The organism is Oxynema mangrovii CENA135 (assembly GCF_016632315.1).
Lineage (GTDB): Bacteria > Cyanobacteriota > Cyanobacteriia > Cyanobacteriales > Laspinemataceae > Oxynema > Oxynema aestuarii.
In genome coordinates, this window is record NZ_JAEOXH010000001.1 from 2,279,814 (window position 1) to 2,301,421 (window position 21,608).

At 54.7% G+C, this 21,608-nt stretch carries 11 protein-coding genes and 1 tRNA gene (1 of these 12 only partly in view); 4 read left to right on the top strand and 8 right to left on the bottom strand.

Annotated elements, in window-relative coordinates; translation table 11 throughout:
- From JJD41_RS09010 to JJD41_RS24710, 8 genes are all read right to left on the bottom strand, one after another.
- A protein-coding gene (locus JJD41_RS09010) for a chemotaxis protein CheW (RefSeq protein ID WP_200665618.1) crosses the window boundary here: on the bottom strand, positions 1 to 533 show its 5' portion. The gene continues 28 nt to the left of window position 1, outside the view; only the first 533 of its 561 coding nucleotides appear in the window; the start codon lies at positions 531 to 533; the stop codon falls past the left edge of the window.
- Between the two features lie 55 nt (positions 534 to 588).
- Positions 589 to 3,612, bottom strand: a complete 3,024-nt coding sequence (locus JJD41_RS09015) for a hybrid sensor histidine kinase/response regulator (protein WP_200665619.1) — start codon at positions 3,610 to 3,612, stop codon at positions 589 to 591.
- Positions 3,613 to 3,731: 119 nt separating this feature from the next.
- Entirely contained in the window at positions 3,732 to 7,574 is a 3,843-nt protein-coding gene (locus JJD41_RS09020; RefSeq protein ID WP_200665620.1) for a methyl-accepting chemotaxis protein, read from the bottom strand.
- Between the two features lie 183 nt (positions 7,575 to 7,757).
- A complete protein-coding gene (locus JJD41_RS09025) occupies positions 7,758 to 8,303 on the bottom strand; it encodes a chemotaxis protein CheW (RefSeq protein ID WP_200665621.1) in 546 nt (181 codons plus the stop codon).
- Between the two features lie 65 nt (positions 8,304 to 8,368).
- Positions 8,369 to 8,728 (bottom strand): response regulator, encoded by a 360-nt coding sequence (locus JJD41_RS09030; protein ID WP_200665622.1) that lies wholly within the window; start codon positions 8,726 to 8,728, stop codon positions 8,369 to 8,371.
- 560 nt (positions 8,729 to 9,288) lie between these two features.
- Positions 9,289 to 9,729 carry a response regulator gene (locus JJD41_RS09035; protein WP_370583766.1) on the bottom strand — a complete coding sequence of 147 codons (441 nt, stop codon included), beginning with the start codon at positions 9,727 to 9,729 and terminating at the stop codon, positions 9,289 to 9,291.
- 527 nt (positions 9,730 to 10,256) lie between these two features.
- Complete coding sequence (locus tag JJD41_RS09040) at positions 10,257 to 13,388, bottom strand: EAL domain-containing protein (RefSeq protein ID WP_200665624.1); 3,132 nt, start codon at positions 13,386 to 13,388, stop codon at positions 10,257 to 10,259.
- Between the two features lie 51 nt (positions 13,389 to 13,439).
- Entirely contained in the window at positions 13,440 to 14,909 is a 1,470-nt protein-coding gene (locus tag JJD41_RS24710; RefSeq protein ID WP_200665625.1) for a PAS domain-containing sensor histidine kinase, read from the bottom strand.
- 1,490 nt (positions 14,910 to 16,399) lie between these two features.
- Here JJD41_RS24710 and JJD41_RS09050 point away from each other — a divergent pair.
- The 4 genes from JJD41_RS09050 to JJD41_RS09065 all read left to right on the top strand — a co-directional run bounded on the left by JJD41_RS09050 (position 16,400) and on the right by JJD41_RS09065 (position 21,577).
- Positions 16,400 to 16,576, top strand: a complete 177-nt coding sequence (locus tag JJD41_RS09050) for a hypothetical protein (protein ID WP_200665626.1) — start codon at positions 16,400 to 16,402, stop codon at positions 16,574 to 16,576.
- A gap of 197 nt (positions 16,577 to 16,773) precedes the next feature.
- Positions 16,774 to 20,271, top strand: coding sequence for an ATP-binding protein (locus JJD41_RS09055; protein WP_200665627.1), 3,498 nt, complete (start codon positions 16,774 to 16,776; stop codon positions 20,269 to 20,271).
- A gap of 163 nt (positions 20,272 to 20,434) precedes the next feature.
- Positions 20,435 to 20,506, top strand: a tRNA-Gln gene (locus JJD41_RS09060).
- A 213-nt stretch (positions 20,507 to 20,719) separates the two neighbouring features.
- Complete coding sequence (locus JJD41_RS09065; RefSeq protein ID WP_200665628.1) at positions 20,720 to 21,577, top strand: HAD family hydrolase; 858 nt, start codon at positions 20,720 to 20,722, stop codon at positions 21,575 to 21,577.
- The last annotated feature ends 31 nt before the right edge of the window (positions 21,578 to 21,608 follow it).

Sequence of the window (21,608 nt, forward strand, 5' to 3'; positions counted from 1 at the left end):
GGTCGAATTAATACATCCAAATTCAAATAAAATGCAATCTCCCCATTCGGCAGATGTAAAATTTTCTCGATCGCCTCTGGCGGACTCCCGGATGTAGGAGCCCCTTCAAATCCCTCTCGATAAATCTGCGGAACCGTTTCAAACTTATCTTCAGAAACTTCTAAAATGCTGGGAAGTTGAGGAATGGGAATCGCCAATCTTTCCACCTTCTCACCTCCGTCGCCTCCTCCAACGTACTCGATCGTCGAAATAATCAAATATTGATAATTCCTTACTTCTTCACTATCCCCTAAAAAAAACTGAGCCAAATCCACTAAAGCGATCGCCTCATTATCAAAATTCACCAAACTGCGACCGCTTGCTAAAGTCCCGTAAGACCTAAACTCCTTAAGAACCCGTTGCACGCTTTCAATCGAAATCGCCCACATCGTATTTCCCAACTTAAACGTCACCACTTTACGTTTTGGCGTTCGTTTGCGCTCGATGCGTTTGTTATGAAAGCGGCGAGTATAACTCGAACTTGGTAAAACCATACTCAATTTCCGATAAAACGAAAACAATGAACAAGCCCAACCAAAACAGCCGCCATTAACCCCCGACCAATTGAGCGATCGCGCTGAGTAATTGCGGTTCGTTATAAGGCTTCGTAAAATACTGAACCGCACCTAAGTCCATTGCCATTTGACGGTGTTTCGCCCCACTGCGAGAGGTTAACATCGCCACGGGAATGCGAGCCAGTTGCGGATCGGCCTTAAGAGCGCGTAATAGCTCAAACCCGTCGAGGCGGGGCATTTCAATATCGACGATCGCCAAAGCACAATCGCGCCCCGACTGTAATTGTTCGAGGGCATCTTGACCGTCCTTGGCCTGAGCCACCCGATAACGAGCGCGCTTGAGCGTCAGCGAGAGCATCTGACGAATCGTATACGAATCATCGACCACCAAAATTTGGGGTTGAGATCGGGACGGAGGCAATAAAAACGGCACATCTCCCTCGCCAGACGCGATCGCCGCCCGACGGTCTCGGTTCCCTTCAACTCCGGAGTGCATCCGCACCATTGCCGTCCCCGCCGACGGCGAGACTTGGGGACGCACATTCGCGATCAAATCATCGACATCGAGGATGCTCACCACCTGTCCGTCCCCGAGAATCGTACAGCCGAGGATTCCTGGAGGCTTCGACAGGGGTAAAGGAAGCGGTTTGACGACAATTTCCTGTTGTCCGAGGAGACGTTCGACGGCGAGGGCCACGATCCCCTCGCTAGAGGTCAGCACCAGAACCGGAATGTATTCGAGTCCGACCGGAATCGGAGACGGACAATCGATCGTCGTATCCTGGTAATGCAATAACTGTTGAAGGGGAACCAAACGGATATACTCCTCGCGCCAGCGCAACATCGGTTGATGACCTAACATCTGCACCGCATATTCCGTTTCCGTCGTCCGTTCGCGGCCACTTGGACTAGACGTATCGGCCACGTGGAGAATTTCCTCGACCGCATCTAATGGAACTGCCAAGATATGACGATCGCTCCTAACCATTAAGGCATCGGCAATCGAGAGCATCAACGGCAATTTAATCGTAAACGTCGTACCGCGACCGAGCCGCGAATCGACCTTGACCGTACCGCGCACTTGGCGCAAATTGGTGCGGACGATATCGAGTCCGACCCCCCGACCGGACAACTCGCCGACCCGCTCGATCGTGCTGAACCCGGGCCAAAATAAAAAATCGTAAAGATCCACCAGAGACAGGTCTTGAGCGTGTTCCGGGGCCACTAAACCGAGTTCGACGGCACGGCGACGGATCCCGTCGGGGTCGATCCCTTTCCCATCGTCAGTAATTGTAATAATCGTTTGACCGCCTTGATGTCGCGCTTCGATTTCGATCTGACCGCTTGGGGGTTTGCCGACCGCTTTGCGTTCTTGGGGAGACTCGATGCCGTGATCGAAGGCATTGCGAACGAGATGGACGAGGGGATCGCGCAAGGCGTGCAAGAGACTTTCGTCAATTTTGGTTTCCCGTCCGAGCAGGAGCAAATTGACTTCTTTACTGTAAGTGCGAGATAGGTCGCGCAAAGCGCGAGGCAGGTGGTCTACCGCGCGACTGAAACTGACGACGCGCAATTGCATCACCCGCGATCGCAGACGATCGCAAATCCGGCGCAAGTGGTCCGTACTCGAATCGAGTTTGAGGGTCACTTCATCAATTTGGCTCGCCGAATGAGCGATCGCCTGGGTCGTTTCGATCGCCTCTTGAGCAGTTGTATGAAACTCTGTATATTCATCGAGTTCTAATTCGTCAAAATCGTGGTCGCTCGTGCGATTCTCGTTTGGATAGGCTTCGCGAGCGTCACCCAATGGGATAATCGGGCCTCGATGTCCGGCGAGACGGTCGTATTCCTCCCGTAACTGCACCCCAAACTGATTCAAATCGCGAATGCTGCGCCGCAGACGCTTGACTTCACCGCGTAACTGATTCGATTGCAATTCTAAATTCGTGCGATTGATGACCAACTCGCCGACCAGATTGACTAACTCCGTGAGGCGATCGAGTTCGACGCGGATACTCGGGCGGACGACCGTAGCGCCGCCCGATCCGGGATTGGCAGTTTCGTGAGGTGTCGCCGTAGCTTCCGGCGTCGGTTCCGGCGGGGCTTCCGGGATCGTCGCCGACCCCTCGGAACTGCGCTCGGGGGGCGTCTCTGACGCTGAGGAAGAGTCCGGGGTCGAGTCCGCCTCTACCGGGTCGGGCGCGGCGGCGGTAGCCAGAGGACTCAAATCTAAAGGTTGAATGGAGATCGATCGTTCTTGTAAAACTTGATCGCGGGCCGATTGTAAATTTTGGGCGATCGCCCAACCGAACTGCTGTAATTGTTCTAAGCTTAAATTGGGCGTATCGACCAGAGCGCGCAAATGGTCGGCAATTTGTCCGAATTCCGGAATTTGTAACATTCCCGCCAGTCCGGAGAGCTGGTAATAAATCTCGTTGAGAATATTTATCGTTTCCTCTAAACTATCCGATTTTGCTTGGGAAAGTTCCGTTTCCAAACGATTAAAAATTGGCGGTAATTCTTGCTCGAAAATAATCCGAATTGCCGAACGATTTCCCGAATTATTTTGCAACCATGGCGGCGTAGCTTCTGTAGCATCGAGGTCGGCGACCCTAAAGGTTTCTATCATTTGATCTTTTATCGCCTCGATCGCCCGAGCTTCTTGACTCGGCTCATCCGGTAAACTCGTCGTTCCCGTCGTTTGAGCTTGTTGGGTAGCGCGCTCGCTCATCTGCTTGAGTGCATCCACCCCTTGCAATAACATCGTAATCGTTTCCGGTGGTAATTCGCTCAAATCGGCGCGATCGCGTAAAATTGCAAAACAATCTTCCAAGGCGTGAGCCGCACTGGACAACTCCTCAAATCCGAACATTAAGGCCGAGCCTTTAATCGAATGAGCCGCCCGAAATAAATCTTTAACTTGCTGTTCTCGTGCTTCCTTGGTCGTAGCCTCTTCCATCGATAAAAGTTGGCTTTCCAACAATTGCAAAAATTCTTGAGTTTCTGCAATAAAGGCGCCGAGGAGTTCGTTAAAATCTTCCGGATCGAGGGGAGTCATAAGTCAAAAATTACCATTAATCAAGGTTATTTTAAAAGCGGATATAGCGTTTTTATAAAGCAATCACGGACGAATTTAAGGGGAGAGATGCATCCCCGAGACGCTGCCAAAAGAAAGGGTTAAGAGCGAAAATTGGCGACGGACTCTTGCAATTGGTTGACCGCGATCGCCAATCCGTCGAGAGAGGAACGCACTTCTACCGATTTATGAGCTGTTCCCTCAGAAATAACACTCACTTGATTCATTACCTTTGCGATTGCCTCCGCTCCCGCCGTTTGTTTCATTGTCGCTTTAGTTATCGTTTGTACCAATTCATTCATTTCCTGACTGACCTCGATAATGGCATTGAGATGGGTTTTCGCATCTGCCGCCAGTTGGGTTCCGGCGATCGCCTCTTGAGTGCCCGCCTCCATCGCTTCCGAGACCCGCCCGACTTCAGTGCGAATCTGCTCGACAATTTCGGAAATCTCCTCGGTCGCCCCGGCGGAACGGTCCGCGAGCTTGCGAATTTCTTCGGCGACGACGGCAAATCCCAAGCCCCGCTCTCCGGCGCGGGCGGCTTCGATGGTGGCGTTGAGGGCGAGTAAGTTGGTTTGGGCGGCAATTTGGGAGATCGAGGTGACGATTTTGCCGATTTGCTGCGAACTTTCTCCCAGACGCTTCATCATTTTGGCGGTTTGGGCGATCGTCTGGCGCAATTGGGCGATTCCGGCGACGGCGCGATCGACCGATTCGCCGCCCACTTGGGCTTTTTGCTGCGCTTGTTCGGCGACTTCTTGAGTTTGGCGCGAGACTTCGCTGACGTTTTGAATCGAACGGGCCATTTGTTCGATTTGGGCGAGGGCTCGTTCGATTTGGCGGGCTTGCGCTCCGGCCATTTTCGCCAGTTCTTGGGTGTTGGCGATCGAGGCTCCGGTTTCGGCTTTGACTTCGGTGGCTAGTTGGGCGATTCCGGTAACGATTTTACGCAGGGAGGAAATCAGGAAGTTGAACGAGTCTGCCAAGGCGCCGAGCATGTCGTTGGTGACTTCGGCGCGGACGCGCAAGTCCCCTCGGGCGGCGCCTTTGATCTGCCCGAGCAGTTGGATGGCTTGTTGGGCGATCGCGTCGGCTTCGGCTTTGCGGGCGGCGGCGAGTTCGGCTAACTGTTCTTCGGCTAGGGCGCGATCGCCGATTTCTCGTTGCAGTTGTGCGTTGGCCCGTTCGAGTTCGGCGGTGCGTTCTTTGACCCGGCGTTCGAGTTCGGCGGTCAGTCGTTCTAGCTCTTGTTGGGTTTGTCGGCGATCGGAAATGTCCCGGGTCACTTTGGTAAAGCCGCGCAGTTCGCCGTTGTCGTCGCGCAAGGCGGTGAGGATGACGTTGGCCCAAAATTGACTGCGGTCTCGACGAACCCGCACCCCTTCGTTTTCAAAGCGTCCTTGACTGGCGGCGATTTGGAGTTCGCGTTGGGGTTGACCCCGTTCGCGATCTTCGGGGGAGTAGAAGCACTCGAAGGAGCGCCCGACGATCTCGGAGGTGTTGTAGCCTTTAATCCGGCGCGCGCCTGCGTTCCAACTGACGACGGTCCCTTGAGGGTCGAGGCGGATGATGGCGTAGTCGCGCACGCCGTCGATTAAGGCCCGATATCCTTCTTCGCTTTCTTTTAAGGCTTGTTCGGCTTGTTTGCGATCGTCGATATCCAAGCACGAACCGATGAAACCTTGAAATTCGCCGTCGCTGTCGTAGCGCGGCACCGCACTGACGAGCAACCAGCGATATTCGCCGGAAGCCTGCAGCAAGCGGGTTTCGAGGGTAAAGGGTTGGCGGGCGCTAAAGGCCCGTTCGTAAGCGCCGACGCTGCGATCGCGGTCTTCGGGATGAAAGACTTCGGCCCAACCGTACCCCAAATCGCGCTCGATCGCCCGTCCGGTAAAGTCCTGCCACCCTTTGTTGAAGTAGTCGGCTCGTCCGTCGGCGCGGGTGGTCCAAATCAGGGCGGGAACGGTATCCGCCATGGTCCGAAACCGTCGCTCGCTCTCTAAAAGCGCTCGTTCGGCACGGCGGCGATCGCTGATGTCGAGGGCGACGGCTAAAAAGGCGTGTCGTTCGTCCCACTCGATCGGTTGGAGGTGAACCTCTACGGGGTAGGTGCTGCCGTCGGCGCGTCGGTGCTGGTTGTCGAACACGACCCGATCTTGCCGACCGTCGAGCAAGGGGGCGATCGCTGCTTCTATGGAGCCCAGGTCGGCGTTGGCTTGAATGTCGAGGGCGCTGGAGGCCAAAATCTCGGCGGGGGAGTAGCCTAAGTTATTGGCGGCGCCTCGATTGACGTATTGGAATTGGAGGCTGTCGCGATCGAAGACGTAGATTTCGTTGAGGCTCGATTCGAGGATGTTTAACAGGCGCGCCCGTTCGAGTTCGGCTTGTTTGCGCTCGGTAATGACTTCGGTAAACATCATCAAGCCGCCGATGCTGCCGGACTCTTCGATCCAGGGGTAGAGTTCCCAGCGTATCCAGTCGGTGCGACCGTCGGCGCGGGGAAAGGCTTCGCCGTCACTTTTGAGGCTTTCGCCGTTTAAAACTCGTCGGTGCAGTTGTTTCCAGGATTCGGGAATTTCGGGGAATAGTTGGTAGTGCGATCGCCCGACGAGGGAGCGCACGTCGGTGTCTGCATCTCCCAATTCGTAGTCTTGCAGCCAGCGCCGACTGACGACGAGATAGCGCAGGTCGCGGTCGAGCATGGCGACGGCGGCGGGGGTATGTTCGACGAACAGGCGCAGTTGGGTTTCGCTTTGGCGCAGTTCTTTTTGGATGCGCAGGCTATGCCCGATTTCGCGCACGTGGGCGAGGATGGCGGGTCGGTCGTTGTAGTCGATGCGGTTTAAGGTGATTTCGACGTCGAAGGGGCGGCGGTCGTCGCAGCGTTTGGCTTTCCAGTTGAAGTGCTGCACGGTTCCGGCGATCGCGCGGTTCCAGAGATCGCTCAAGTTCTCGGTCGGGTTGCCGGGGGCGGAGCAGTCGCGGGCGATCTCGATTTCCTGGAGCCGCGATCGCTCGATTCCGTAAAGGGTCGAGGCTTTTTGATTGACGTCGAGGACGCGACCTTGGAGGTCGTGGACGAATAAGGCGTCGTCGAGACCGTGAAAGAGGCTGTCCCAGTTGTTGCGATGTCGGTTCGGCGCGGGTTCGAGCGGTTCGCTCGGTTCGAGATCTTCGACGACGAGCATCGTGACGCGGCGTTCGCGAAGCGTCTCCCCAGGAGCGTCGCCCAAGGGAATGACTTGGAGGCGAGCGCGTCTGGCTTTCGGCACGGCTTCGCTCGTGCGGGCCGCAGCGCTCGAATCGAGGGGGACGATCCGCTCTTGCGCTTGTCCGGTGGCGATCGCGCGACGCGCAAGTTCGGCGGCGGCAAGGTCGAGGGCGTTCGATTTCCTTCCGGCGACGAGGTCGGCGTGGCTTTGCGAGGGGGTCGAGGGGTCTTCGTCGAGACCCACGGTGGCGATAAAGCGCCGATTGGCGCCGAGATAGGCTCCGTTTTCGTCTTTCCAGGCTACGCCCAAGGGCAGGCGTTCGATGGTTTCGTATACGAAGGCGGCTGTGGGTTTCAAACCGAGTTGCACGCGGGCGGCTAGTTGGCGACCTCGGGCGGCGATCGTCGCGCACAGCAGCCATATTCCTACCGTTTCAACGCCCCACCCGACCATTTCCAGGCTTTTCGGCACGGCGTCAGCCCAGGCTCGACTGGCGGCGACGCCTTGGGCCGTACTGGCGGCGACGAGGACGACCACCACCACGGCGAAGGGGAGTTGTCCTCGCGCGGGGGTTTCGCGAAGGGGGCGTTCTCCAACCCAGGTGACGAGGGAGAGTCCGGCTGCGGTAGCATATCCCAACGCGAGGATGGCGTGGATGGCTCCCTCCCACCAGAGCGGCCCGGCGGTCGAGGCGTCCGGAACCAGTGCGAAAAGCAGGTTGCTAAATCCCATAGTTGAAAATTGCGCGATCTCGCGTTGGTTGTTCAGTTTTTGAACCTCGGCACCGTGGTTATCCTGGCGATCGCAGGGGAGATCGAGCCGAGGCGACGAACCAAATCGTCCGGCAAGAACCCTTGACGCAGCCGTGCGGCATGGCTATGGGGGTTCGAGACCCGTCAGCCTTTCTGCTTCGGATTACCACTGTTGGTAATGGGCGATCGCTTCGACATCGACGATCGTCAATAATTGCCCTTCCCAATCGTATAACCCTCGAACGAAGGGAGCGAGTTCTTCGCTGACTTCTACGGCGGAGACAATGCGATCGAGATCGATCGCAAACACCCCGCTAACCTGGGACACTACCAATCCCATTAAGATCGGTCCGCCCCCGGGATCGTTCGGGTTACCCGCTTCTAATACCAAAATCCGCCTGTGGCGATCGATCTCGCTTTCCTCCTCACTTCCCCCGCTTTCCGAGGGTGTGCTGCCGATGGAACGCCCGAAATCGGCGACGGCGAGAATCTCGCCGCGCAAGTTCGTCAACCCCAACACGAACGAGCGCGTGTTGGGCACCGGAGCAATCGGTTGGGCGCTCGCAAACAAGACTTCTCGCACGACCGTCAAATCGATGGCAAACCAACTGTTATCTTGTTTGAAAATCAAAAATTGTCGGCTGTCGATCGAAGTTGACGATTCTTTTTCGTTCGACACTGGAGAACTCGACGGACTCAATGCACTCATAACAACAGCAGAAAGAGGTTGCGCTTGCACGTTAACAGATGCTTCCTGACGGCAAGGGCGCGGGGTTAACTCAGCCGCTCGACCATATGCACCAGTTGTTGCGGCTCGAAGGGTTTGGTCAGGTACGCATCTGCACCTAACTCCATTCCCCATACTTTATCGATTTCCGTGTTTTTTTGCGAGCAGAAGACCACCGGGAGATTTTTAGTTTTCGGATCGTCGCGCAGTTCGCGGATCACTTCAAAGCCGTTCATGCCGGGCATGATTACGTCTAAAATCACTACGTCGGGCAAATTTTCTCGAATTCGGGCGATCGCTTCTTCTCCGTTTCTGGCTTCGGCGACGTCCATTCCCGCTTCTCGGAGAATGCGACACATCAATTCTAATTCGCTGTAAACATCATCGACGACTAATACTTTTGACATCTTTGACTCCCTGCCCGCTTTATAGCTTTGACCTTCTTTTTTCTCCCGGGATCGAACAATAAATTCGCTCTTCTCCCTAGCTTTTATCATAGGGGACTTTCCGGGGGGTGACGATGCTGTTTTAAGTTGTGTGAAGGAAGATGCAACTGTGGCGAAGCCTCGTTTATTCACTGCCGACAGAGGGCTGGCGATCGCGAATTGGACTCGTTTTCGATCCCCACGTTTCGCAAGGTGGCACTCATTTTTACACCGGAACGATCCTCTTGGGAAGTCCCTTCGCGATCCTCCTTTGGAGTCGCTCGGCGCAAGGCGAACGCTCCGCGCTAGCGACGCCATGCCGTAGACGCGAAGCGGCTTCCCGTAGGGTAGGCTATACGCGAACCCGGCGAAAAACAGGCACAAAAAAAGGCCGGACTCCTTCAAAAAAAGCGCCCGAACCCCTCCAATTTGCCCGAGGAAACCTCTCGAAAGACCCGCCGTTCTAGATTTAGTCGCCACGAGGCTTGACGAGGGCGTCCTCGCCAAAACTCATGGGGAAGGCCGTCGGCGGGCGTCGGCACTCATCGGTTAACCATCGGGGTGCGATCGTCTAAGACACAAGTGGAATGGCATACGGAAGTGTCGAGATAGCGATCGACGATCTGACATAACTCGTTGGGTTGAAAAGGTTTTGTTAAATATTCTGTGGCTCCTGCCAAACAGCCTTGGACGCGATCGAACGGACTATTTCTGCCAGTAAGCATAATAATGGGAATTTTTTCGCAGTGCGGCAGTTGTCTGACAATGCGGCACAGTTCCAACCCGCTAATTCCGGGCATGGAAACATCGAGCAGTAACAAATCAATTTTCTGATGCAGAAGTTGGGATAATGCCTCTTCGGCATTGAGTGCAATGAATAAGCGACACCGATCGCTTAACATTTTTTCAACTAATAAATGGATCAAGCGATCGTCATCTACAGATAAAATACTTGGCAACGAACTAAGAGAATGAGTCATCATGACTTTAGCAGTAAAACAACGGCGGTCATCTCAAGCAAGTCCATAAATAGAGGAACCGGAAAACCTCGATGACTCCTAGAAGTACGCCCCTGGGATAAACTTTTAAAGGGATCGTCGCGACGGATTACAGATGCCAATGCTTGCGATCGCCTCGACGGGTTGCATCTGCACTCTTTTCTGGTTGTCGGGCTGACCGAATCCCCGGCAGGCGGTTCGATCCCGTGAGAGCCACCTCATACATGGCTTAACTTTACCGTTACACGGGCGATCGCCTCGAACGGGCGATCGCGTTTCGCAACAATTCTTTCGTCCTTAACAGGCGATTTTATACTGATTGCCCATTATATTCGTTCAAGGTCTATTGTAGAAACAAATCCTCCGAAGTTTCCACCGTAAATTCCCGGAAAACGAGGGGCAATTCGGGGGCGATCGCGGTTCGATCGTTCAACATTTTGTAAAGTTGGGACGCAAGTGCGAAGGAGGGGGAAGCCGGGGGAGAGACCTCCCGTTTCCAGAAGTCGAATCCCTCACCATTGCGGACCGGAGGCGATGAACTCCGTCGCGCGATCGGCGTCGAGGGGTTTCGAGAAAAAATACCCCTGAGCGTATTCGCACTGCAAGGCCCACAACTGCACGAGCTGTTCCTCGCTTTCTACCCCTTCTGCGGTGACGTCGATATTGAGATTGTGGGAGAGCATGACGATCGCGCGAACGATTTCGCTATTTTCGCGGTCGATTCCCATGCTGGCGACAAAGGAGCGGTCGATTTTGAGGGTATCGATGGGAAAGCGGCGCAAATAACTTAACGACGAATATCCCGTACCGAAATCGTCGATGCACACTTGAATCTGACGCGCTCGAAACTGTTCGAGTAAGGTCTCTACTGAGGCGGCATTCTCCATCAACACCGTTTCGGTAATTTCCAGTTTCAGCGTTCCCGGGACGATCGGATATCGGGCTAAGATCCGGTCGAGTTCGAGGATTAAATCGGTTTCAAATAATTGTTTTCCCGAGAGATTGACATTTAACGTCAAGGGTGGATCTTGGCTAAATTGCTGCTGCCAAGCGTGCAACTGGGCGATCGAGGTGTCGAGAATCCAACGCCCGAGGGGTAAGATCGATCCGGTTTCTTCGGCAATCGGGATGAAGCGATCGGGCGAGACCAACCCGCGCCGGGGGTGCTGCCAGCGCACGAGGGCTTCAAAGCCGCAAATGCGACCGCTTTCGAGGGCGACAATCGGCTGGTACTGGATGAAAAATTCCTGGCGGACGATCGCCCAGCGCAAGTCCGTTTCGAGTTGCAAGCGGGTCGTGACGCGATCGCGCATGGCGGGATCGAACACTTGGTGTCTGGCTCCCCCCAAGCCTTTGGCTCGATACATCGCCGTATCGGCATCGCGCAACAAGTCCTCGACGCGATCGCATTCGTTACCGGAGGTGGCGATACCGATGCTGGTGGTACTGAAGAGTTCGTGTCCTTCGATCTGACAGGGAACCGCGATCGCCGCTTGCAGACATTCGGCGAGAGCGAGGGCTTCTTCAATACCCTCGATCGGATCGAGGAGAATGGCGAACTCGTCGCCGCCGAGGCGCGCGACGACGTAGGTCGAGTGGGACTTGGATAACTTGCAACTGCTCAAGGTGCGACACAAGCGGTCGGCGACTTCAATTAAGAGGCGATCGCCGATCGCGTGACCCAAACTTTCATTAATTAACTTAAACCGATCCAAATCTAAAAACAGAACTGCCAAACGCCTAGAATCACTCCCGTGGTAGTCGGCAACCCTTCTCAAGGTGTTGAGGAAAAAGCTGCGATTGGGCAATCCGGTGAGGGGATCTCGATCGCTCGGATCCGGGGTGTTCGCTTCCGTCAGTGCCTCCCCGGCGTGCGTGGCGATCTCCGGAGCGTCGGTAATGTCGTGACAACTGTACAGCAAGCGTCCGCGTTCGATCGCCACGCGCTTGACCGCGATCGGCAACCGATGGCACCGTCCGGCTTTGTCGTACACTTGCCGTTCGATGTTATAAATTTCCCCCCGGCGATCGAGTTCGGCTCGATCGAATAAGTTCTCTCCCAAAAGCTCCTCGACATTACCCAAGGCTTGCATTTCCGCGATCGAATAGCCGAAAAGTCCTTCGACATTCGGACAGACAAAGGTAAACTCGCCGCGATCGTCGGTCATAAACACCGGATCCCTCATCTTCGCCAGGGTTTCCCGGTGTACGGTTTCCGACCCATCGAGTAGGTCGTTCGTGGGAGTATGTTCTCTCGACCCCTCTTTCATCGCAACCTCGACGCCCTTCTCGGATCCCATCTCCGGCTTGCGGGTTGCACTCGGGTAAAACTCGCCCGGCGATCGCCGTTTCCATGCCGACTCGAATCTCGCTGTTGCGTTGGTTTTCCCTGGCGCGGACAACAAAGGGATTGTCCAGAACGCTACATCTTGGAGGTTTTCTCCATCAGGACACACCAAGCAGTAAGTCGAGTTGACTTCTAACCGCCGTCGGTCGGTCGCCTCCCCGTCGCCATTGCCTAAAAACTGCCAAAAGAACGGCCATCTCGGGTCAATTTGCAAGTATCGAGCGATCTGACCCCCGTTTTGCCCTCCAATCCGAGCGGCTCCGAGTCTCAGTAGATCCAGGCCAATCGCTCTCGTCGCGCCCTCGAAACGTTCTTTTTCCTGCTTACAGCATACTGCGTTTGAAATCGTTTCGAGGACCTTTCGCAATCGATCTTGACTTTGTTCGAGGTCCCGTTCGAGTTGCTGACGGCGCTCGATTTGATCCCGTAACTGGGTTTGCAAGGTTCGATATTCGGGGCGATCGCTCGCCGGAAGACCTCCCCCGCATCCGGGACGCTCCTGCGGCGAAGCACCCGCCTCGGCTGGGTTCTCGAACGGCGTGGGAAAGCGGGCGCTCCAAGTCGGTAGGGTGTGGGAAGGATCGCCCCACAAGGATCCGGAGGCATTCCGGGGCATTCCGCCTGTCTCCGGTGGCACGATCGCGCGATCCGCCTCCGGCGTCGCCGTGCGATCGCAACCCATTCCCGATCTGGTTTCCAGGTGGAGAAGGTCGCGATTTTCCTCACTGCGTTGGAGTCGCTTCGCGAACGCAGACCCTAGGCGAAGGTCGGCTTCTCGCCGCCACGATTGCAGCCATTGGCTTTCGATGCCGATTTGACGGGCGATCCCTTGGAGAATGGCGGTTTGGGTGGGGTCGGGATCGTGGGCGATCGGGTCGAACAGCCAGATATTGCCGACCCATCGACCGTCCGGGGCGATCGCCGGGATCGAGATCGTCGCCAGTTCCCCGAGGGTCGGGGTGCGCTTGACTCTACCCTCGGGTAAGCAGCGCGTGTAAAACGAGCGATTCAAGGGTAGGGCGATCGCGCGATCGCCAACCCGACAATCCCAGCCGCGAGGGGCGCTCCCATAAAACTGAGCGACGGACATCCGAGTCAGATCGAGGGCCATTTGTAATAAATTCCCCACGGCCCGCTCGAAATACCCCCGATGGCTTTGGGGTTCGGACTCCCTCGCTCGAACGGCGAGTGTCTGGCTATGGCGTTCGCGTTCGCGCAGCGTGCGCCTTGCGCTTAGCGACGCCTCCGGCGTATTGTCTGCGCTGACCCCTGATTGTGTTGGCTTTTGAATCGTCATCCTTCCTGCACCCAGTTACGTCGTTCCCCTATTCCGTCTCGTCGTGTCCGTTTAACTCGCCTTGAGGTCGTAGGGATAACAGTGCGAATCCCTACCGGGCGCGTCACTTTTGGGCGATCGCGTCGGGTCTGAAGAGGAGACTCGCCCGCAACGCTCGCTTTTGAGGGATACGGGAATGGTAATAATAAATTCCGTGCCTTCTCCCCGACGGGAAACGCATTCGAGTTGACCCCCATGTTTTTCGACGATAATTTGGTAAGTGATCGACAGACCCAACCCGGTTCCTTTGCCGACGGGTTTGGTGGTAAAAAACGGATCGAATAACTTTTGTCTCGTCGCTTCGTCCATCCCCGGTCCGTTATCGCGAATGCGAATCGAGATCCACGATCGCTCGTCGCCGTCGGGACTTTGGGAGCGATCGACCAGATCCGTGCGAATCGAAATCGTCGGCTGTGCGATCTGCTCGTCTTCTTCCAAAGCGTCGATCGCATTGCTGATGATATTCATAAAGGCTTGATTGAGCTGTCCGGCATAACATTCTACCGAGGGCAAGTGACCGTACTCTTCGATCGCTTCGATCGCCCGCCCTCCGGATTTCGGCTTGAGGCGATTTTGCAAAATCAATAAGGTTCCTTGCAGTCCCTCGTGGATGTTAACGCTCTTGCGTTGTGCTTCGTCGGTTCGCGAAAAGTTCTTTAACGATCGCACGATTTCACAAATGCGATCGGTTCCTATTTTCATCGAGGATACCAATCTGGGCAGGTCTTCGCTCACAAAGTCCAATTCAATTTCTTCTGTATAGGCTTGGATTTCGGCAACGGGTTCCGGGTAGTAGGTTTGATAAAGTCCGACCAACCGCACCAATTGTTGCACGTACTCGTTGGCATAATTTAAGTTACCGGAAATAAAGTTCACCGGATTGTTAATTTCGTGGGCGATCCCGGCGACGAGTTGACCGAGACTGGACATTTTTTCGGTTTGGATCAGTTGCGCTTGGGTTTGTTTGAGTTGGTGTAAGGTTTGTTCGAGTTGGCGGGTTTGTTCCCTCAATTGGGCTTCGCTGCGTCGCAGGGCTTCTTCTGCTTTCACCCGCGAGGTAATATCTCGTAAGGAAGCAATAATGGCAAATTCTCCTTCCCATTCTGTTTCCGAAACCCGCATTTCGGCGATCGCATCTTCCACTCCCCGCCGTAAAATTTCAACTTGGGTTTGAACCACCCGCGTTCCTTCCAGCGCATGTTCCCCCATGCGATAAATCGTTTCCGTTCCGATTTGACCTTGTTCGATCTCGAACACCCGCGTTCCAAAAATTTCTTTGCCCAATAGTTCTCGCGACGGACACATAAATAAACTTTCGGCGGCAGGATTGAGATATTTGACCAAACCTCGTGCGTCTAGAATGACAACGGCGTCGCCCAACTTGGAAATAACATGGCGAAAGCCTTGTTGTTCGTTGGGTTGGGGTTGTTCGAGTCGCATGACTTTGGTTGAGGATTGAATGAGTCGGGCAGGTGCGAACATGATGGAATCTCCTATATTTGAGCTGGCAATCCGAAGATTGCGATTGCTGTTGCACCCCTGAGCTATCCCCTCATAGATTGGCTGTCGATTGGTATCGATGGCTGGCTTGGCTTGTCGCCCAAAATGCTTCAAATTGCACGAACGCTTTTCAAGAGCGTTTTTTGGATCGAGGCTGTCACGTCGAGGGTCGTGCGAACCGAAGTCGATCGCTTGTCTTGAAGGCTTGACATTGAAGTGCCCCTAACTGACTGAACTCGGTGATTATTATCAATTGTTGTCGAACAAAATCGTCGAATTCAGTTGTCTAGATCACCTTTATCTATTCTTTTAGTATTTCTTTAGACTACGGACTGCCGAACTTAGGGAAAACTTAATTTTCTTGCCCCCTTGGCGGTCATTTTGTTTACAAACCGTAATCTTTTCGGCGGGAAACTTCAGGAAATGAGTATTCCTTCTTAAAAATCTTGTGGCAAAGGGAGGATCCCATTGCTTTCAGTTACAAAAGTTTTCAAAAATTCTCAAACTTGTTTAAAAATGTAGCAATTGCTAATTTTCCGGTTTCGAGGGGGGGTTTGCAACGTGTATCCGGAAGAGAATCGGGAGGCTCCCACGATCGATCTGATGGGCGGGGAAATTAGGGGGATGGAGGGGATTGCTATTAGGGCAAGGGTGATTGACTTGTTGTTCTCAGACTCGCGATCGTGAGGATTGTTCCAGTCAAGTTTTTTATCATAAAATCTTGATATTTTCTTAAAAGTTTGGGCGTTCGCGAAGCGTCTCCCCAGGAGAATCGCCCAGGGTCTCCCCAGGAGAATCGCGCCCTCAAATAAATGCAAAAATTTTGTTAATAACATGACTCGGGTCATTAAATAAAGGGGGGATGAAAAAGGGGGAATTGGCGAGGGTATAAAGTAGGGGAGATTAAAACGGTAGATGGAAAATTAGAGGGTTTGGCTGGCGAAAGAGATTCCGAGGGTAAAACCGTGGGGATTACCGGGAACTCGTAGCATCATTCAAGTCGGGTGGGCAACTGTCCTAAAATTAAGTTTCGTTCGCTTCGATCTTGTCATCTGATGAGGGAAAATTGGCTCCGCTATTGTGCGTATTTTTAAACCGAGCGAGAGCTGTATAAATACTTACGTAATTTTCTCCGAATCGATCGCGTGGATTACGGAAGCGATCGCCTTGAGGAGAAGTTCAAAACTTTGCAATTTGTTACAAACCCAAATCGATGACTGAAATGAGGAGATCGGGGGTCAGTTCGGAGTAGGGTGGGGGCGAACGAAACGGGTCGAGCGATTTTTCGGCGCAGACACTTTGCGAAGGTGCGAACGCAACGATCGCGGTACTCCAATGGATCCCAACAGGGGGCGAACGCCGGATAAGAGAAGGGAGAAAAGGGAGGGCGAACGAGAGTGCTTTACAGAAAAAATATTTTCTTTTAAAGAAATTGAAAAATAACTTTAAAAAGTAAGACTTCTCCACCGGGATTGACGGGAACTCTAATCAATAAAGGGAGTCAACTGCATCGCCGTCGAGATCGCGCGATCGCCTTCGGGAATCGTCGCCACTGCGATCGATTTTGGCAGAGTTTGCTCGGGGAAGAAGCATTAAAATTGAACCCAGAGGGGAATGCCCCGATCGCGATCGGATCCCTCAAATCATAAAAATATTAAGGTGATTGATGGCTGCGAAAAGAAAATTCTCAAAAAATCGATCGAAAAATCCGCAATTTCACACTGTCAGATCGCCAATTTCAAAACGTACTATTGAAACAAGAGCCGATCGATCCCGGATGACAACCTCCCAGGCGAGAGCTATTGGCCAGCGAGAAGCAGCTTCAAGAGGGGAAAAGAAAACAACGATGAATAGACCTTTAGTGAGAACGGCCCCCGCGACTCCACAAGCGCGCTATGGTGGAGAAAGACCCCCCGAGTCCGGTGGGTCGGCGTTGCAGGATCTAACCCGCTTGACGGCGCAAATTTGCCAAACCCCGATCGCGGCGGTCGTCCTCACTGGGGAGAAAGCCGTGCAGGTGGTGGCGTCCGTGGGGGTGTCGGGAGAGCAGTTGGCGCCAGTGAAGCAGTTCTACGAGCAAATTGCAGCGATCGCCCAAGAGGAAGGAACCCGGGCAGAGGGTTGGGCGATCGCCGACGTCGAAGCAGACCGTCGGTTGGCGGGAAAATTGAGATTGGGATTCCGACGTTACCTCCAAGAAGACCTGTACGACCGCAACGGTTTGTGGGTGGGGAGTTTGTGCGCGATCGCCCCGGATCCGGCGCCGATTAGCGACGAGCAACGAGAGAGTTTCCGATCGCTGGCGCGTTTGTGCGAAGCGGATTTAGAGCAATCCGGCGGGCTGGCTAACGGGTCGTGGAGGTGGACGGATCGGCAAGATGGTCGGGAGAGGCGGCGACGGACAACGCAAGGGGAAGGCGATGCCAATCCGGAGGGAGCCACGATCGGAATCGACATGAAAGGGCGAGTGATCGCCTGGAATGAAGGGGCCGAAAAATTATACGGCTGGAGAGAATCGGAAGCCCTCGGGCGCGAAATCGATCGCTTCGTCGGTCGAGAGTGGAATCCGAGTTGGGAGACCATTCGCGAGCGAGTTTGGGAGCATGGCGACTGGCAAGGGGATATCATATATTGGAAACGCGATACGCCGAAGGCGTCGCTTTGCGAACGAGACCATCAGGGAGGATATCGCCATTCGCCACGAGCGATCGCGCTGACGAGTCAATGGCGGGCGCAGAGAAATCGCAACGGCCTTCCCTTAGCGATTTGGACGACACAAATCGAAAAAACAACGTCAGAGGGGGTGACGGGGGAAAGCGCCGTCAGAGAGATTGCCTGTCTTCGAGGGCAAAGTGATTTGGGATCGGACACCATGAGGGCATCGAATAGTTTGCGAGACAGTAACAATTCAGTCAACATGATGCCAGAGGGAAATTTAGCCACGCCAATACCCATCGAAACCGTGGTGGATAACCTACCCGTGGCGGTTTATCGCAGTAGCGGTTTCGAGGACGACGACTGGCGCCGTTTTCTAGGAGGGCGCTTAGTCGAGAGCTTGGGACAACCCGGGGCCGCGTCGAGAGGGCCGGGAGGGGGAACGAGCTACACCTGGGCCGAATATAAACAGATGCTGCACCCGGAAGACCGCGAGCGCGTCGAAGAGGAAATGCAATCTTGCATCGCGCGATCGCAACCCTTCGACCTGGAATATCGGCTCGTCGATCGCGAGGGGACCTACAAACGGCTGCGCGATCGGGGTCGGGGGACCTTCGACTCCCGGGGTCGCCTGCTGTCGATCGACGGGATCTTGTGTCCGGAAGTCCAAGGGGGTTCGGATCGCGAAGAGGCGAAACCCCTCCGGCGTCGCGAAGCTAACGCCACCGTCGCCGACCAGCGCGATCGGATCGCCGATCTCAGTCAAGATATGGGGCGCCTGCTCGCCGACGGGGGGAGTCTGACCGAAATTTTGCAACGGGGGGTCGAAATCTGTCTCGACCATCTCGACGCCAGCTCCACCGGAATTTGGATTATTAACAGCACGGCGAACTTCCTCGAACGGCAAGTGGTGGCGGGGGAAGCCTTTGACGAGGAGCGCTTTCCGACGCGGGTAGCCATGACTTGCGAGAGTGGGGCCGATTCGCAGATGTCTCCTCTCGGGAGAGTCGTGTGCAACCGCCAACGACTGTACGGACAGATCTCGACGGTTACGGACAAGCTCGATCTGTTAGAAGAAAAGGAAGCCGACCGGGCTAACTGGGTGGTTTATCCGTTGATGGTTGAAGATCGCCTCGTCGGGGCGATCGCGGTGATTTCGCGTCATTGCGCGATCGCCGCCATCCGCAGCGCCCTCGAATGGGTCACCAGTGGTCTCGCCGTCGCCGTCGATCGCGCCTGGGTCAAAGAAGCCCTGCTCTCGCGTCGGGAAGGATTGCTGTTCCGCCTCGCCAGTCAAATCCGCAACTCCCTCGATTTAGATACGATTTTAGAAACTGCCGTTCACGAAATCCGCAGCGTCTTGCAAATCGATCGCTGTCATTTCTTGTGGTACCTACCCATTGCCAAACAGCCGACCCTGACGGTCACCCACGAAGCCCGCGCCCCGGAATTGCCGAGCTTGCTGTGCGAATATCCTCCGCAACAAAGCGCCGAACTTGCCGTTAAAATCCGCAATTTACAAGCCCTACGCATCGACGACATCACCAGCGCTACCGATCTCGAAGAGACGACGCGATCGCTGATTGCCGAAATGGGCATTACCTCCGAACTGATGCTGCCGTTGGAAACTCGTTCCGGTCAACTCGGGGCGGTGGTGTGCAGCCACTGTAGCGGCCCGCGTCCGTGGAGTCAAAGTGAAGTCGAACTCCTGCAAGCCGTCGTCGATCAGCTTTCCCTGGCGATCGACCAAGCCGAACTCTACGCCCAAACTCACGCCGCCGCCCTCGCCGCCCAAACCCAAGCCCAACAACTCAGCGAAGCCCTGCAAAATCTCAAACAAACTCAAGCGCAATTAATTCAAACCGAGAAAATGTCGAGCTTGGGTCAAATGGTCGCCGGAATTGCCCACGAAATCAATAACCCGGTCAACTTTATTACGGGGAACCTCGTTCACGCCAACAACTATACCCAAGACTTACTCGAACTGCTCGAAGCTTACCAGCTTTACTATCCCGATCCGGTGGAGGAACTCAAAGAAAAAGCCGAAGAAATCGATCTCGATTTCCTGGTGGAGGATTTGCCCAAAATTCTCTCGTCGATGCACATGGGCGCCGATCGCATCCGCCAGATCGTCGTCTCCCTGCGCAACTTCTCCCGCTTGGACGAAGCGGAAATGAAACCCGTAGACATTCACGAAGGGATCGACAACACTTTGCTGATCCTGCACAATCGCTGGAAACCGAGGGGCAAACACCTCGGAATCGAACTGGTGAAAGAATATGGGGATTTGCCGCGCGTCGAATGCTACGCCGGACAGCTCAATCAGGTGTTTATGAATATTTTGGCGAACGCTATGGATGCGTTGGAAAACCAACCCCATCCCCAGATCCTCACGATCTCGACAGAAGTTTGTCAAACCGACGCCCGAGGGAATCCGTCTCACGTCAAAATTAAAATTCGCGATAACGGCCCGGGAATTGAGGAATCGGTTAAAAAACGACTGTTCGATCCGTTCTTCACCACCAAGCCCGTCGGTAAAGGAACGGGGTTGGGCCTGTCGATCAGTTATAAGATCGTGGTCGAGAAACACGGCGGCCACCTCACCTGCGAGTCCGAACCGGGCAACGGCTGCGAATTTATTATCGAAATTCCCGTCAAACAGCCCGCCGTCGCCAGTTGGTGCGCGTGAATCGCCGCGACCCACGACGACCGTCCGATGGGGATCGATCTCGACAGCCTCAGTCGATCGCGCCGTCGGCGATCGCCGAAAAAGAAAGAAAAAGAAAAAATTTTTTCTAAAACAGTTGACAAACTTCGGGGATGAACTGCTAAGATAACGAAGGTTAAGTCGATGGGGCGTCGCCAAGTGGTAAGGCAGCTGGTTTTGGTCCAGCCATTCGGAGGTTCGAATCCTTCCGCCCCAGTTGGCCGAATCGAAGTTAACGGATTCGACGAGAGTCGATTCGCAGTTAACCCACTCGAATTGAGGACGCTTGCCATCAGAGTATAGCATCTACACCCAGCCCGCTTTCCTTCGAGGAGGCGGGCTTTGTCCTATGGGAGTCCGGCGAGGGGCGATCGCCCCGGACGGGTGGAAGATATGGGAAGATAGACCCTGAGATGCGCGAGTTTTGCCTATGGTTGCACCGATTCCCACCCTGCTAGCCCTCGACTTTGACGGCGTTCTTTGCGACGGTTCGATCGAATATTTTCAAAGTGCGTGGCGAACTTACGCCCAGATTTGGGAGGGTGAGACCGCGATCGCTCCTTCCGGTTTAGCCGAACGCTTTTATCCGTTGCGACCCGTCATCGAAACGGGTTGGGAGATGCCCGTATTAATCCGGGCTTTGCTCAAAGGGGTGCCTGACGAGCAAATTTTACGGGATTGGGGGACGATCTCCCAAAAGATCGTCGCGGAAGAGGATCTCGATCCCGGGGCGATCGCCGCCCGCCTGGATCGGATTCGCGACGAGTGGATCGCCTCAGATTTAGACGGGTGGCTGTCGTTGCATCGCTTTTATCCGGGAACGATCGCACGCATCAAGCCCCTGGTGGATCCTGTAGAGACGGGGGATACAGCTTCGGCGTCCCTTGGCGAACGGATTAAACTGGTCATTATTACGACGAAAGAGGAACGCTTCGTGCGATCGCTGTTGGGACAACAAGGAATCGAACTCGATGGCGATGCGGTCTACGGAAAAGGCGTGAAACGACCGAAGCCGGATATCCTCAAAACATTACTCGCCCAAGAATCGCAACCGCCTCAGATTTGGTTTGTCGAAGATCGGTTTAAAACCCTGGAAGCCGTGCGAAAATATCCCGAACTCGACGCGATCGCCCTTTATTTAGCCGATTGGGGCTATAACACGACCGGGGAGCGATCGGCAGCCCGAGTCCACCCCAGCATCGAGTTACTGTCCTTGGATCGGTTCGGTCGGGGTTTTGAGGAGTGGAGAGTCGGGAGTCGGGAATCGGGAATCGGGAATCGGGAGTGAGTAGGCAAGAGTTAAGCTGTCGAGCATTGAC